The 14,639-nt window shown below is 54.9% G+C and carries 13 protein-coding genes; 8 read left to right on the forward strand and 5 right to left on the reverse strand.

Annotated elements, in window-relative coordinates:
- Positions 1-303: 303 nt before the first annotated feature.
- A complete protein-coding gene (gene nadB, locus ACOYA6_RS12655; RefSeq protein WP_139563383.1) occupies positions 304-1,923 on the forward strand; it encodes an L-aspartate oxidase in 1,620 nt (539 codons plus the stop codon).
- Here nadB and trmN read toward each other — a convergent pair.
- Positions 1,908-2,645 carry a tRNA(1)(Val) (adenine(37)-N(6))-methyltransferase TrmN gene (gene trmN / locus ACOYA6_RS12660; RefSeq protein WP_422654786.1) on the reverse strand — a complete coding sequence of 246 codons (738 nt, stop codon included), beginning with the start codon at positions 2,643-2,645 and terminating at the stop codon, positions 1,908-1,910. The two genes, nadB and trmN, sit on opposite strands and share 16 nt — an antisense overlap.
- Positions 2,646-2,777: 132 nt before the next feature.
- On the opposite strand from trmN, the gene srmB reads away from it, so the two are divergent.
- Positions 2,778-4,106 (forward strand): ATP-dependent RNA helicase SrmB, encoded by a 1,329-nt coding sequence (srmB, locus tag ACOYA6_RS12665; protein ID WP_422654787.1) that lies wholly within the window; start codon positions 2,778-2,780, stop codon positions 4,104-4,106.
- 49 nt (positions 4,107-4,155) lie between these two features.
- On the opposite strand, the gene grcA is transcribed toward srmB, so the two are convergent.
- Complete coding sequence (gene grcA / locus ACOYA6_RS12670; protein ID WP_039029771.1) at positions 4,156-4,539, reverse strand: autonomous glycyl radical cofactor GrcA; 384 nt, start codon at positions 4,537-4,539, stop codon at positions 4,156-4,158.
- Between the two features lie 315 nt (positions 4,540-4,854).
- Here grcA and ung point away from each other — a divergent pair, with 315 nt between their 5' ends.
- Positions 4,855-5,544 (forward strand): uracil-DNA glycosylase, encoded by a 690-nt coding sequence (ung, locus tag ACOYA6_RS12675; protein WP_138369732.1) that lies wholly within the window; start codon positions 4,855-4,857, stop codon positions 5,542-5,544.
- A gap of 89 nt (positions 5,545-5,633) precedes the next feature.
- Here the strand turns inward: ung and ACOYA6_RS12680 are convergent, their stop codons facing one another.
- Positions 5,634-6,734: a tRNA/rRNA methyltransferase gene (locus tag ACOYA6_RS12680; RefSeq protein ID WP_039029773.1), complete on the reverse strand. Its 1,101-nt coding sequence runs from the start codon at positions 6,732-6,734 to the stop codon at positions 5,634-5,636.
- A gap of 206 nt (positions 6,735-6,940) precedes the next feature.
- Here ACOYA6_RS12680 and trxC point away from each other — a divergent pair, with 206 nt between their 5' ends.
- The 5 genes from trxC to ACOYA6_RS12705 all read left to right on the forward strand — a co-directional run bounded on the left by trxC (position 6,941) and on the right by ACOYA6_RS12705 (position 12,662).
- Positions 6,941-7,360 (forward strand): thioredoxin TrxC, encoded by a 420-nt coding sequence (gene trxC / locus ACOYA6_RS12685; RefSeq protein WP_039029774.1) that lies wholly within the window; start codon positions 6,941-6,943, stop codon positions 7,358-7,360.
- Between the two features lie 71 nt (positions 7,361-7,431).
- Positions 7,432-8,130 (forward strand): tRNA-uridine aminocarboxypropyltransferase, encoded by a 699-nt coding sequence (tapT, locus tag ACOYA6_RS12690; protein ID WP_039029775.1) that lies wholly within the window; start codon positions 7,432-7,434, stop codon positions 8,128-8,130.
- A gap of 35 nt (positions 8,131-8,165) precedes the next feature.
- Positions 8,166-10,829 (forward strand): bifunctional acetate--CoA ligase family protein/GNAT family N-acetyltransferase, encoded by a 2,664-nt coding sequence (locus tag ACOYA6_RS12695; protein ID WP_039029776.1) that lies wholly within the window; start codon positions 8,166-8,168, stop codon positions 10,827-10,829.
- Positions 10,830-10,939: 110 nt separating this feature from the next.
- Positions 10,940-12,295: a CDP-diacylglycerol--serine O-phosphatidyltransferase gene (pssA, locus tag ACOYA6_RS12700; protein ID WP_039029777.1), complete on the forward strand. Its 1,356-nt coding sequence runs from the start codon at positions 10,940-10,942 to the stop codon at positions 12,293-12,295.
- A 31-nt stretch (positions 12,296-12,326) separates the two neighbouring features.
- Positions 12,327-12,662, forward strand: coding sequence for a YfiM family lipoprotein (locus ACOYA6_RS12705; RefSeq protein ID WP_171029952.1), 336 nt, complete (start codon positions 12,327-12,329; stop codon positions 12,660-12,662).
- On the opposite strand, the gene ACOYA6_RS12710 is transcribed toward ACOYA6_RS12705, so the two are convergent.
- Positions 12,659-13,966 (reverse strand): MFS transporter, encoded by a 1,308-nt coding sequence (locus ACOYA6_RS12710; RefSeq protein WP_422654788.1) that lies wholly within the window; start codon positions 13,964-13,966, stop codon positions 12,659-12,661. The genes ACOYA6_RS12705 and ACOYA6_RS12710 overlap by 4 nt on opposite strands.
- Before the next feature lie 152 nt (positions 13,967-14,118).
- Positions 14,119-14,574, reverse strand: coding sequence for a DUF4385 domain-containing protein (locus tag ACOYA6_RS12715; protein ID WP_039029779.1), 456 nt, complete (start codon positions 14,572-14,574; stop codon positions 14,119-14,121).
- Positions 14,575-14,639 lie beyond the last annotated feature (65 nt).

Below are 14,639 nucleotides of genomic sequence, written 5' to 3' on the forward strand. Positions count from 1 at the left end.
TGTTTTTGTTAATCACGTCGCAGACCGTTCATTTTCTATCATTATAAGTCTGATAACGATACGCACCCAGTTTCTGATAAGAAATGGTATTTTCCCGCTTGCAGGGTAACGCAAGACGGGCTTTATTTCACCACAAAATCTGAAGCTAACGATCTGCTTCGCAAAATATTTTCGCACTTTTTATCGCGCATCTCTTCCCGACCGCTGTTTAGCCATTGCAACCAACCTTAAAAAAATACGTGCGATTCATCGCATTCAGGTGCTATGCTGACCAAACACTGTTTAGTAAATTAAACAAACATCATGAACGCAATTTCCGAACTCTCCTGTGACGTACTGATTATCGGCAGCGGCGCCGCCGGCCTTTCACTGGCGCTGCGACTCGCCCCACACCAGAAAGTGATTGTCCTCAGCAAAGGGCCTGTCAGCGAAGGCTCTACCTTCTATGCCCAGGGCGGAATTGCCGCGGTGTTTGATGAAACTGACAGTATCGACTCCCATGTAGAAGATACCCTGATTGCAGGCGGCGGTATTGTGGACAGACACGCGGCAGAGTTTGTCGCCAGCAATGCCCGACACTGCGTGCAGTGGCTTATCGATCAGGGCGTGCTGTTCGATACCCACGTGCAGCCGAACGGGGAAGAGAGCTATCACCTTACGCGTGAGGGCGGGCACAGCCACCGCCGGATCCTGCATGCTGCCGATGCCACCGGTAAGGAAGTCGAAACGACGCTCGTCAGTCAGGCGTTAAACCATCCAAACATCCAGGTTCTGGAACGCAGCAATGCGGTGGATTTAATTATTTCCGATAAGATCGGCCTGCCGGGCACGCGGCGTGTCGTGGGTGCCTGGGTCTGGAACCGTAATAAAGAGAAGGTAGAAACCTGTCGGGCAAAATCGGTTGTACTGGCGACCGGCGGTGCCTCTAAGGTGTATCAGTACACCACTAACCCGGATATTTCGTCAGGCGACGGCATTGCCATGGCCTGGCGCGCGGGATGTCGCGTTGCCAATCTGGAATTCAACCAGTTCCATCCCACTGCTCTCTTCCATCCGCAGGCACGCAACTTTTTACTGACCGAAGCGTTACGCGGTGAAGGTGCGCACTTAAAACGCCCGGACGGCACGCGCTTTATGCTGGACTTCGACGAGCGCGGCGAGCTGGCTCCGCGCGATGTCGTGGCCCGCGCCATTGACCATGAGATGAAGCGCCTCGGCGTGGACTGCATGTATCTGGATATCAGCCACAAGCCCGCAGATTTTGTGCGGCAGCACTTCCCGACCATCTATGAAAAACTGCTGGGACTCGGCATCGACATTACCAAAGAGCCGATGCCTGTGGTGCCTGCGGCGCACTATACCTGCGGCGGCGTGATGGTTGACGATCATGGCCGGACCGATGTCGACGGGCTATATGCTATCGGCGAAGTCAGTTACACCGGCCTGCATGGCGCAAACCGTATGGCCTCAAACTCCCTTCTGGAGTGCCTTGTTTACGGCTGGTCGGCGGCGGAAGATATCGCAAAACGTATGCCTTACGCCCGCCAGGCGGAAAAGCTGCCCGCCTGGGATGAAAGCCGCGTGGAAAATCCGGATGAACTGGTGGTGATCCAGCACAACTGGCACGAGCTGCGCCTCTTTATGTGGGATTACGTCGGGATTGTGCGCACGACTAAACGTCTGGAACGCGCCCTGCGCCGCATTACCATGCTCCAGCAGGAAATTGACGAGTATTACGCGCACTTCCGCGTATCCAATAATTTGCTGGAATTACGTAACCTGGTGCAGGTGGCAGAGCTGATTGTGCGCTGCGCAATGATGCGTAAAGAGAGCCGCGGTTTGCATTATACGCTCGACTACCCGGAGCAACTTGAACACTCCGGGCCGTCCGTGCTCTCACCGCTGGCTCACATAAATAAATAGAAGGGGTGGGTCAGCGCCGTGTAGTCATCGGAATAACGCTGATCCGGCCCGCGGATCACCAGCCTGTCGCTGAAGCACTCCCCCTCTTTCGGCGACAGCGCCAGCAGTACCCGGTGCGGCAGCCTGCCGTCGGTCTCCGCGATATCGGTGCGCAGGCGTAAAAACCAGCCCATCTCCAGCGCACTGGCAATAAATGCGCTGCCCGCACTCTCCGGTAACACCACGCAGAAAAATCCCTCTTCGGAGATCAACCCGGCGGCACAGGCTAACAGCGCGCTATGATCGAGCGAACCGGTATACCGCGCCTGCTCTCGCTGGGGAGTGGCGCACCCGACGCCAGGTTCATAATAAGGAGGGTTGCTGACTATTAGGTCATAACGGGCCGTTTGCTCTGGCGCCCAGGCTAGAACATCCGCACAATGAAGTGATACGCGCGAAGCCCAGGGGGATTCCGCCACATTTTCGGCTGCCTGCTCAGCGGCCTGCGGATCCAGCTCCACCGCATCAAGGGTGACCGCCTGCTCGGTGCGCTGCGCCAGCATCAGGGCCAGCAGTCCGCTGCCGCTGCCAATATCAAGGATACGTTTAACGCCTGCTACCGGTGCCCATGCCCCCAGTAAGATGCCATCAGTGCCGACTTTCATTGCACAACGATCGTGGGCGACAAAAAACTGCTTAAAAGTAAAACCATCGCGGCGCAGCTGCGCTTTGAGTTGAGACATGTCAGAGCAACCTTCAAAATGAAACGGGTGTAGCATAGGTGAAAGCGCAACGACGGAAAAGGGATATCCACACAAACAGATGAAGATTGCAGCCGTAACGTCTATAATCAGCGCCCCACACAGAGGTAGAACATGACTGTAACGACATTTTCCGAACTTGAACTCGACGAAAGCCTTCTGGACGCGCTCCAGGAAAAAGGCTTTACACGCCCGACCGCTATTCAGGAAGCGGCTATTCCGCCTGCACTGGAGGGCCGTGACGTGCTCGGTTCAGCGCCAACCGGCACGGGTAAAACGGCAGCCTATTTGCTGCCTGCGTTGCAGCATCTGCTGGATTTTCCGCGTAAAAAATCAGGTCCGCCGCGTATTTTGATCCTCACCCCGACCCGTGAACTGGCGATGCAGGTTGCCGATCACGCGCGTGAGCTGGCGAAGAACACCCACCTGGATATCGCAACCATTACCGGCGGCGTGGCCTATATGAACCACGCCGAAGTGTTCAGTGAGAACCAGGATATCGTCGTCGCGACGACCGGGCGTCTGCTGCAATACATTAAAGAAGAGAACTTCGACTGCCGTGCGGTCGAAACGCTGATCCTTGACGAAGCCGACCGTATGCTGGATATGGGCTTTGCGCAGGATATCGAGCACATCGCCGGTGAAACCCGTTGGCGCAAGCAGACCATGCTCTTCTCCGCAACGCTGGAAGGCGATGCGATTAAAGATTTTGCCGAGCGTCTGCTGGAAGATCCGGTTGAGGTGTCTGCTACTCCGTCAACGCGCGAACGCAAGAAGATCCATCAGTGGTATTACCGTGCCGATGACATTGAGCATAAAACAGCCCTGCTGATCCACCTGCTGAAACAGCCGGAAGCCACGCGTTCTATCGTCTTTGTACGCAAGCGCGAGCGTGTACATGAGCTGGCGACCTGGCTGCGTGAAGCGGGTATCAATAACTGCTATCTCGAAGGTGAGATGGTGCAGATTAAGCGTAACGAAGCCATCAAACGTCTGACCGATGGCCGCGTGAACGTGCTGGTGGCGACCGACGTCGCGGCGCGCGGTATCGATATCCCCGATGTCAGCCACGTCTTCAACTTCGATCTGCCACGCACTGCGGATACCTATCTGCACCGCATTGGCCGTACCGGTCGTGCTGGTCGTAAAGGTACCGCCATTTCGCTGGTCGAGGCGCATGACCATCTGCTGCTGCAGAAAATTGGTCGCTACGTTGACGAGCCGCTGAAAGCCCGCGTGGTCGACGAACTGCGTCCGAGCACCCGTGCGCCAAGCGAAAAAATGACGGGTAAACCGTCCAAGAAAGTGCTCGCGAAACGCGCCGAGAAAAAGGCGAAAGAAAAAGAGAAACCGCGCGTGAAGCAGCGCCACCGTGATACTAAAAACGTAGGCAAGCGTCGTAAGCCTGCTGGCAGCGCGCCAGAAACTCAGAAAGAAGAGTAAAAAAAAGCCGGGTTAAAACCCGGCTTTTTTATTATTACGCTGGCAAGGATTACAGGCTGGCGGTAAAGGTACGCGCGATAACGTCACGCTGCTGTTCGGCAGTCAGTGAGTTGAAACGTACTGCATAGCCAGAAACACGGATGGTCAGTTGCGGATATTTTTCCGGATGCTTAACGGCATCTTCCAGCGTTTCACGACGTAGCACGTTAACGTTCAGATGCTGACCGCCTTCAACGCGGACTTCCGGTTTGATTTCCATCGGGATTTCGCGATATTCGATTTCGCCCAGGGCGTTAACCTGAACCACTTCGTCTTCAGCAAAGCCTGCTTTTGCGCATACGCAGCGCGCTTCGCCTTTCTCGCTGTCCAGCAGCCAGAAAGAGTTCAGCAGGTCGTCGTTTGCAGCTTTAGTAATCTGGATACCAGTAATCATGTGATGCCTCCCTTAAACTACAATATTGGGTGTCGCCCCGTTCGTCAGGGCAATTGGTAAAACCATTGTTGCTTGAGTGTATATATATCAGCCAAGCCCCCGCCATTCCTTGACTTAAATCAACAAAAACCACACCAGCAAAAGGGTGATAGAGGGACATTATTGTTTTATATCAATTTTCACCCAAGCCTGATTTAAAATAATTTTGTAAATTTTAAATATTTTTCAGCATGATAGCGTTTTCTCCGCCGTCAATTTTGCTCCCCCGACATAAGCAGTTAAGCTAGGGGGAGAGAAAATTCGCAGGAGAGCGAGATGACAACATCTTTAACCTGGCACGATGTGCTGGCCGATGAAAAAAAACAGCCTTACTTCGTTAATACCCTGAACACGGTTGCCGCCGAACGTCAGGACGGCATCACCATCTATCCGCCTCAGAAAGATGTGTTTAACGCCTTTCGTTTTACCGAGCTCGCCGATGTCAAAGTGGTGATCCTGGGGCAGGACCCCTATCACGGGCCGGGTCAGGCACACGGTCTGGCGTTTTCTGTGCGACCGGGCGTTGGCATTCCCCCTTCCCTGCTGAACATGTATAAAGAACTCGAAGCCTCCATCCCCGGCTTTACCCGACCAGCTCACGGTTATCTGGAAAGCTGGGCGCGTCAGGGTGTGCTGCTGCTTAACACCGTATTGACGGTTCGCGCCGGGCAGGCCCATTCCCATGCCAGCCTCGGTTGGGAGACGTTTACCGATAAAGTCATTAGCCTGATTAACCAGCATTGTGAAGGCGTGGTGTTTTTACTCTGGGGATCGCACGCACAGAAGAAGGGGGCGATTATTGATACTCAGCGCCACCACGTGCTGAAAGCGCCGCACCCGTCACCGCTGTCAGCGCATCGCGGCTTTTTTGGCTGCAATCATTTTGTGCTGGCGAATGAGTGGCTGGAAAAACAGGGCGAAAAGCCGATTGACTGGATGCCGGAATTACCGGCTGAAAGCGAATAATAAGTTGTTGTAGGCCGGGTAGAGCGAAGCCGCCACCCGGCGCATTGCCCGGCGGCGCTACGCTTGCCGGGCCTACGAATAAAGCGAAATTACGCTTTGTTCTGACGCCACCACTCCGCCAGCAGAACGCCGGTCGCAACGGATACGTTGAGGCTCTCAACATTGCCGGTGCCATCGATAGAAACGCTCAGATCGGCGCTGGAGAGTGCCGCGTCAGTCAGACCATCACGCTCCTGACCCAGTACCAGCACCATCTTACGCGGCAGCGTCGCTTTAAACAGCGGCGTAGTGCCTTTGTGGCTGGAGGTGGTCACAATGGCGTAACCCGCTTTACGGAACTGCTCAATCGCTTCCAGAACGCTGTCGCCGGTAATCGGTTGAACGTGCTCCGCGCCACCCTCCGCAGTACGAATTGCCGCGCCGGATTCCAGCAGAGCAGCATCCTGCAACAGAACGCCTTTGACGCCGAAATGGGCGCAGCTGCGCATCATGGCACCGAGGTTATGCGGGTTGCCTACGTCTTCCAGGGCCAGCACGCAGTCATCTTCGCCCGCCTGGCTGACCCACTGCTTAACGGTGGTGCCGTTACGTTTCTTGATCAGGAAGCAGACACCGCCGTGGTGCTCAGTACCGGACGCTTTGGTGATCTCTGCGTCATCTACCACGTGGTAGGCTTTGCGGTTGGCCGCCATCCAGCGCAGCGCTTCCTTGAAACGCGGCGTCACGCTCTGGATAAACCAGGCGCGCACGATGCAATCAGGACGGCTCTGGAACAGGGCCTGACAGGCGTTTTCGCCATAGACGCGCGTCTCTTCCGCACGCTGACGGCGGATCACTTCCGGATCGATAACCGGTTTATCGGCCATGCTGCCGTGATCGACAGGCGCCTTAGACTCATCGCCCGGCGCGCGGGAAACGGTGCGCCACGGTGAGGCGTCACGGTTAAAGTCGTCGCGTTTGAAATCATCACGCTTGCGGTCGTCACGTTTACGATCGTCGCGTTTGCGGTCATCACCGCGGCTGTTTCTCTCATCGCGGGCGGGGCGACGGCCACCGTCTGCACGAGATGGCCCTGGACGCCCGCCACCCTTTCCGGTACGCGGATTTTCGGTGCGTTTATCAGAGTCATCATCACTGCGGACATACATCACTTTGACCTTGCCGCTTTTGTTTTTCAGTTCGTCGTTCATGCTTTTCTCCACCAGCGCTGCGCGAAGCGCGCAGATTACCCGATGTCCCCGCGCATAGCCATTACTTCGTATAAAAGCCTGTGACTATTGTTCTCATTGAATAAAACGCATTGTCGTTTCAAACAGTGTCGTTGATAATATGTAACATCTTAGAAACATAACCGGCATCCTGCCGCTTTGTCCCCCTGCTCTACCTGAGGTTAGTTATGAATACCGTATGTGCCAACTGCCAGGCTCTTAACCGCATTCCGGATGATCGAATTGATGATGGAGCAAAATGCGGACGCTGCGGTCATGAATTGTTCGATGGTGACGTGATTAATGCTACCGGCGAAACTATGGATAAACTGCTGAAGGATGATCTGCCGGTTGTTGTCGACTTCTGGGCACCCTGGTGCGGCCCGTGCCGTAACTTTGCGCCCATTTTTGAAGATGTCGCTGAAGAGCGTAGCGGTAAAATGCGTTTCGTGAAAGTGAACACCGAAGCCGAACGCGAGCTAAGCGCCCGCTTCCGCATTCGCAGTATTCCGACCATCATGATTTTCAAAAATGGTGAAGTCGTCGATATGTTGAATGGCGCCGTTCCAAAAGCCCCGTTTGACAGCTGGCTGAACGAATCCCTCTGATATTCCGGGGCACGTAACTTGTGCCCCGCTCTCGCCTCTGCGAGAATGGCGTTTTTTCTGCGCTCTCTCCCATGACTGATAACGCCGTACTGCAATTGCGCGCCGAACGCCTGGCGCGTGCGACCCGCCCTTTTCTTGCCCGTGGTAACCGCATTCGTCGCTGTCAGCGCTGCCTGTTGCCGCTTAAGCAGTGCCTGTGCGCGACCCTGACTCCCAGCCATGCCGATAGCCGTTTCTGCCTGGTGATGTTCGATACCGAGCCGATGAAACCCAGCAATACCGGACGTCTCATCGCCGATATCTTACCCAATACCGCCGCCTTCCAGTGGTCACGCACCGAGCCGCCTCAGGCGCTGCTCGATCTGGTTGCCAGCCCCGATTACCAACCGATGGTGGTGTTCCCGGCCTCTTACGCCGGAGAGACGCGCCAGGTGATGACTAAGCCCTCCTACGGCAAACCGCCGCTGTTCATCATGCTGGACGGCACCTGGACCGAGGCGCGCAAAATGTTTCGCAAGAGCCCATATCTGGATGCCCTGCCGGTGATCTCCGTCGATTTGTCACGCGTCTCGGCTTATCGACTGCGTGAAGCCCATGCCGAAGGCCAGTACTGCACTGCCGAAGTGGCTATTGCCCTGCTGGATCTGGCGGGAGATGTTCAGGCGGCGAGCGCGCTGGGCGATCACTTCTCGCGTTTTCGCGAACGCTATCTGGCGGGAAAAACCATTCATAAGGGAAGCATCACAGCGGCCGAGCCGGAAAGCGTTTAAAATCATCAGGTCACTCGCCCTTTCAGGAGATCTGTATGAGCCAGCGCGGGCTAGAAGCCTTACTCCGCCCTAAATCCATCGCCGTAATTGGCGCGTCGATGAAACCCGAGCGCGCCGGTTATCTGATGATGCGTAACCTGCTCGCTGGCGGCTTTAATGGCCCGATACTGCCGGTAACTCCCGCGTATAAAGCGGTACTGGGGGTGCTTGCCTGGCCGGACGTGGACAGCCTGCCCTTCATCCCCGATCTTGCGGTGCTCTGTACCCATGCCAGACGCAATATTGCGCTGCTCGAAGCGCTGGGGAAAAAGGGCTGTAAAACCTGCATTATTCTCTCTTCGCCCCCAGAGCAGCAGGCGGAGCTGTTGGCCTGCGCTACGCGATACCAGATGCGGCTTCTGGGGCCAAACAGTCTGGGCCTGCTGGCACCGTGGCAGGGGCTGAATGCCAGCTTCTCTCCCGTTCCAATACGTAAAGGCAAACTGGCCTTCATTTCCCAGTCGGCTGCGGTCTCTAATACCATCCTCGACTGGGCGCAGCAGCGCGAGATGGGCTTTTCTTACTTCATCGCGCTGGGCGATGGCCTGGATATTGACGTGGATGAGCTGCTGGATTTCCTGGCGCGGGACACCAAAACCAGCGCTATCCTGCTCTATCTTGAACATCTCAGCGACGCGCGGCGCTTTGTCTCCGCGGCCCGCAGCGCATCACGCAACAAACCGATTCTGGTGATCAAAAGCGGACGCAGCCCTGCCGCCCAGCGTCTGTTGCACTCCCACTCCGGGATGGATCCGGCATGGGATGCCGCTATCCAGCGCGCCGGCCTGCTTCGCGTTCAGGATACCCACGAACTCTTTTCTGCGGTCGAAACGCTCAGCCATATGCGTCCGCTTCGGGGTGAACGGCTGATGATCATCAGCAACGGTGCCGCACCGGCAGCGCTGGCGCTGGACGAACTCTGGCTGCGAAACGGGAAACTGGCCACGCTCAGCGAAGAGACCCTGCAGCGCCTGCGTGAGGCGTTGCCGCCCGGCGTGGAACCCGGTAATCCGCTCGACTTACGCGACGATGCCAGCAGCGAGCGCTATCTCAGCGCCCTGAATATTCTGCTGGATAGCCAGGATTTTGATGCCCTGATGGTCATTCACTCTCCTAGCGCCGTGGCACCGGGTAGCGAAAGCGCCCGTGCGCTGATTGATATCGTGAAAAAGCATCCGCGTGGAAAATACGTTTCGCTTCTGACCAACTGGTGCGGCGAATTCTCGTCCCAGGAGGCGCGACGTCTTTTCAGCGAGGCGGGACTGCCCACCTACCGTACCCCGGAAGGCACCATCACCGCGTTTATGCATATGGTGGAATACCGGCGTAATCAGAAACAGCTCCGGGAGACGCCAGCCCTGCCGGGGAATCTGACGGCCGACACGGGTCATGCCCATGACCTGTTACAACGTGCCATTGATGATGGCGCGCGTTCGCTGGATACCCATGAAGTACAGCCGATCCTCACCGCCTATGGCCTGCATACCCTGCCTACCTGGATTGCCAGCGACAGTGCGGAAGCGGTGCATATTGCCGAGCAAATCGGTTATCCGGTTGCCCTGAAACTGCGTTCACCTGATATCCCGCACAAGTCCGAAGTCCAGGGGGTGATGTTGTATCTGCGTACCGCGGCGGAAGTTCAGCAGGCGGCGGACGCCATCATCGATCGCGTCAAAATGACCTGGCCTCAGGCGCGGATCCACGGCCTGCTGGTGCAAAGCATGGCCAACCGTGCGGGCGCGCAGGAGTTGCGGGTAGTCGTGGAGCACGATCCGGTCTTCGGGCCGCTGATCATGCTGGGCGAAGGGGGCGTGGAGTGGCGTCCTGAAGAGCAGGCGGTTGTTGCCCTGCCGCCGCTGAACATGAACCTGGCGCGCTATCTGGTGATCCAGGCCATCAAGAGTAAAAAGATCCGCGGGCGCAGCGCCTTACGACCACTGGATATCGCCGCCCTGAGCCAGTTTCTGGTGCAGGTATCGAACCTGATTGTCGATAGCCCGGAGATCCAGCGTCTGGACATTCACCCTTTACTGGTATCAGGCAGCGAACTGACGGCGCTGGATGTCACAATGGATGTAGCGGCCTATACCGGCGATCGCGAAAGCCGGCTTGCTATCCGACCTTATCCGCATCAGCTGGAAGAGTGGGTAGAGATGAAAAATGGCGAGCTGTCGCTGTTCCGCCCTATTCTCCCGGAAGATGAACCGCAGCTTCAGCGCTTTATCGCTCAGGTCACCAAAGAAGATTTGTACTACCGCTACTTTAGCGAAATCAATGAATTTACCCATGAAGATTTAGCCAATATGACGCAGATCGACTACGATCGGGAAATGGCTTTTGTTGCCGTCCGGCGCACTGATGAGGGCGATGAGATCCTCGGCGTTACACGTGCCATCTCCGATCCGGATAACGTTGATGCGGAATTTGCGGTGCTTGTCCGCTCCGATCTGAAAGGTCTCGGGCTGGGAAGACGGTTACTCGAAAAGCTGATTGGCTATACGCGCGATCACGGACTCATCCGCCTCAACGGCATTACTATGCCTAACAACCGCGGCATGATCGCCCTGGCGCGAAAACTGGGCTTTGCGGTTGATATTCAGCTTGAAGATGGGATCGTCGGGTTGACCCTGCAGCTGATGCCAGCAGGTAAACAAGAGTAAGGTACTGGAAATGTTGACCACTTTAAACGGCACTGGTGGTATGATTGCCCGCTTCTGTTGTCTGCATAGTACATATAATCCTTCAATGAACAGAGAAGAAACGCACTGTGATGTTGTCAAAATTTAAGCGTAATAAACATCAACAACACCTTGCTCAACTACCGAAGATTTCTCAGTCAGTTGATGATGTAGAGTTCTTTTATGCTCCCGCCGATTTTCGGGAGACGCTACTGGAAAAAATTGCCAGCGCAACGCATCGTATTTGCATTATTGCTCTATACCTTGAACAGGATGAGGGCGGCAGCGCGATTTTACGCGCCGTTTACGAGGCCAAACGTCAGCGTCCTGAACTGGATGTCCGCATTCTTGTCGACTGGCATCGCGCCCAGCGCGGTCGTATTGGCGCGGCTGCGGCCAACACCAATGCCGACTGGTACTGTCGCATGGCGCAGGAAAACCCGGGCGTAGACGTGCCGGTGTATGGCGTACCGGTTAACACCCGCGAAGCCCTTGGCGTCCTCCACTTCAAAGGCTTTATCATCGATGACAGCGTGCTGTATAGCGGCGCGAGCCTGAACGATGTCTACCTGCATCAGCTGGATAAATACCGTTACGATCGTTATCACCTGGTGCGCAATGCCCGCATGGCTGACGTCATGTTTGAGTGGGTGGATCAGAATCTGGTACACGGCCGCGGCGTAAATCGTCTTGACGATCCGAACCGACCAAAAAGCCCGGAGATCAAAAACGACATCCGTCTTTTCCGTCAGGAACTGCGCGATGCCATGTTCCATTTCCAGGGTGATGCGGATAATGAACAGCTTGCGGTGACCCCGCTGGTGGGCCTGGGCAAATCCAGCCTGCTGAATAAAACCATCTTCCATCTTATGCCATGCACCGAGCATAAGCTGACCATCTGCACACCTTACTTCAACCTGCCGGCCGTGCTGGTGAGAAATATCATCCAGCTGTTACGCGACGGTAAGAAAGTGGAAATTATCGTTGGCGACAAAACCGCGAACGATTTCTTCATCCCGGAAGATCAGCCGTTTAAGATCATCGGCGCCCTGCCTTATCTGTATGAGATCAACCTGCGCCGCTTCCTGAGCCGCCTGCAGTATTATGTGAATACCGATCAGCTGGTTGTGCGTCTGTGGAAAGATGAAGACAACAGCTATCACCTGAAAGGGATGTGGGTTGACGATGAGTGGATGCTGCTGACCGGTAACAACCTCAATCCACGTGCCTGGCGCCTGGATCTCGAAAATGCCATTTTGATCCACGATCCACGCCAGGAGCTGGCCGCTTCGCGCGAGCGTGAGCTGGAACTGATCCGCACCCACACCACGGTGGTTAATCATTATCGCGATCTGCAAAGTATTGCTGACTATCCGGTGAAAGTACGTAAGCTTATTCGCCGTTTACGTCGTATTCGAATCGACCGGTTGATTAGCCGCATCCTGTAATTTTCAGCCCTGTCATTGACGGGGCTTTTTTATGGAGGTCGTTGTGCGTTATTTCCTGTTAACAGGCTGTCTGGTTCTGTGCGGATGCAGCCATATGGCTCAGGATAGCTGGTCTGGTCAGGACAAGGCGCAACACTTTTTAGCCTCGGCGATGCTATCGGCTGCGGGAAATGAATATGCCCAACGTCAGGGGTATAGCCGCGACCGGAGCGCTGTCTACGGCCTGATGTTTTCGGTTAGTCTGGGAGCATCAAAAGAGCTCTGGGACAGCCGCCCGGAGGGAAGCGGCTGGAGCTGGAAAGATTTTGCGTGGGACATAGCCGGTGCGTCGACCGGCTATGCCGTCTGGCAACTGGCCGAGCACTAAAGACGAACACCTTTGCCTTTTCGGTGCAGCATCAAAGAGACAATAAAGGCCAGCGCTCCCATTAGCGTGACGTACCAGAAAAAGATCGTCTCACTCCCCATCGATTTTAATGACAGGGCGACATATTCCGCCGAGCCGCCAAAGAGCGCGTTAGCCACCGCATACGACAACCCAACCCCCAGGGCACGCACCTGAGCCGGGAACATCTCAGCCTTAAGAATACCGCTGATAGAGGTGTAAAAACTGGCAATAATCAACGCGCCCATAACCAGTGCAAAAGCGGCATAAGGAGATGAAACATGCTGGAGAGCGGTCAGAATGGGCACGGTGCATAACGCCGACAAGCCGCCGAAAATCAGCATTGAGCTACGACGGCCAATCTTATCCGACAGCGCGCCGATAATGGGCTGAATGAGCATAAAGACAAAAAGCGCTACCGTCATAACCATACTCGCCACGTTCGCATGCATACCTGTGGTGTTGACCAGATACTTCTGCATATAGGTGGTGAAGGTATAGAAGGTGAGCGAGCCGCCAGCCGTAAAGCCGAGCACCATCAAAAAGGCCTTTCGGTTACGCCATAGGCCTTTAAATGAGCCCGCCTCTTTTAACGTCCTCACCTCTTTTCGCGACGTTTCTTCCAGCTGACGGCGTAACCACAGTGCCACAACAGCAAGCACGGCGCCGAGCGCGAAGGGAATACGCCATCCCCAGGCACGGAGATCTTCATCACTCAATACCTGTTGCAGGATCACCACGGCCAGGATCGCCAACAACTGGCCACCTATCAGCGTCACGTACTGGAAGGAGGCATAAAAACCTTTACGTCCTTCCACTGCGACTTCACTCATATATGTCGCGCTTGTACCATATTCTCCCCCGACGGAGAGCCCCTGGAACAAACGCGCCAACAGCAGTAATGCGGGTGCCCATGTGCCGATAGTTTCATAGCCGGGCAGACAGGCGATCACCAGTGAGCCAAAACACATCATGCAGACGGAGATCAGCATGGAGGTTTTTCGCCCTTTTCGATCGGCAATTCGGCCAAACAGCCAGCCGCCAATCGGACGCATCAGAAAGCCTGCCGCGAAAACGCCTGCGGTTTGCAGCAATTGGGTAGTGGTGTTGCCTGATGGGAAGAAGATATGGGCAAAATAGAGCGAGCAAAACGAGTAAACGTAAAAATCGAACCACTCAACCAGATTGCCTGAAGAGGCACCGACGATTGCCCAAATCCTGTGGCGAGTATCGCCGTCTGCACTTTTATTACTATCCGTATCTGTACTTGCTACGGTTTCTGTCATTTTAAATCCCCTGTCTTACATTGCGGGCCATTGCACCCATTCCAGTAAAACCAGATTTAAAATTTAACGTTAGGTAAAAAAAATGTTTCTATTATGTTTCATTTGATTTTGTGAGACGCATCATAAAACGGGCAATACCGGAGGCCATAACATCATCCCCACTTTTTTTGATGCGCTTGTTTTCTCTGTAAATAATCTTCATCAGCACGAATTTTATCCCACCATCCTTTGAACACTTTTGCCGCTTCGGCTTTAACAGGATCGTGATCTAAGGGACGAACATTGCGTTCATCATCGTACTTTTTTCCGCCTTTATGGTTGGCGTAGCGTCTGGCGCGGGTATACCCCATCTGGATAAATTTTCTGGCCATATCCATACCAACGAAATCGTCTTGCTGGCGGTACTGCTCAAAAAGCGCGTAAATTTCCTGCGCAGATTTTGTCGCAACCTCAGCATTTTTGTATCGCCAGTGGGGCAGGATTTCACTTTTGTAAGGTTCAACCAGCAGAACGCCCTGCTCTCCCCGCCCTACCTGGTAGAGCTCAGGGTGGTCACGAAAGTTTGTACTGGCGAAATCTTGTTGGTAGTTAAATGGTGGGTTCGGCAAAATAACCTCGCTGACGGTGCGTATCTTATTATTTTAGCCAGAGATTGTTGAGTTTGCCTGCGCGC

Origin of the sequence: Leclercia barmai, from assembly GCF_049312895.1 — a bacterium.
In the GTDB taxonomy this organism is placed as follows: Bacteria; Pseudomonadota; Gammaproteobacteria; order Enterobacterales; family Enterobacteriaceae; genus Enterobacter; species Enterobacter barmai.

Bases quoted from the DNA above. Each gene is read 5' to 3' on its own strand.
- ACOYA6_RS12680 (WP_039029773.1), bottom strand. From the start codon at position 6,734: ATGAACGACGAACTGAAAAACAAAAGCGGCAAGGTCAAAGTGATGTAT.
- trmN (WP_422654786.1), bottom strand. From the start codon at position 2,645: ATGTCTCAACTCAAAGCGCAGCTGCGCCGCGATGGTTTTACTTTTAAG.
- pssA (WP_039029777.1), top strand. From the start codon at position 10,940: ATGTTGTCAAAATTTAAGCGTAATAAACATCAACAACACCTTGCTCAA.
- srmB (WP_422654787.1), top strand. From the start codon at position 2,778: ATGACTGTAACGACATTTTCCGAACTTGAACTCGACGAAAGCCTTCTG.
- ACOYA6_RS12695 (WP_039029776.1), top strand. From the start codon at position 8,166: ATGAGCCAGCGCGGGCTAGAAGCCTTACTCCGCCCTAAATCCATCGCC.
- trxC (WP_039029774.1), top strand. From the start codon at position 6,941: ATGAATACCGTATGTGCCAACTGCCAGGCTCTTAACCGCATTCCGGAT.
- ung (WP_138369732.1), top strand. From the start codon at position 4,855: ATGACAACATCTTTAACCTGGCACGATGTGCTGGCCGATGAAAAAAAA.
- ACOYA6_RS12710 (WP_422654788.1), bottom strand. From the start codon at position 13,966: ATGACAGAAACCGTAGCAAGTACAGATACGGATAGTAATAAAAGTGCA.
- nadB (WP_139563383.1), top strand. From the start codon at position 304: ATGAACGCAATTTCCGAACTCTCCTGTGACGTACTGATTATCGGCAGC.
- grcA (WP_039029771.1), bottom strand. From the start codon at position 4,539: ATGATTACTGGTATCCAGATTACTAAAGCTGCAAACGACGACCTGCTG.
- tapT (WP_039029775.1), top strand. From the start codon at position 7,432: ATGACTGATAACGCCGTACTGCAATTGCGCGCCGAACGCCTGGCGCGT.
- ACOYA6_RS12705 (WP_171029952.1), top strand. From the start codon at position 12,327: ATGGAGGTCGTTGTGCGTTATTTCCTGTTAACAGGCTGTCTGGTTCTG.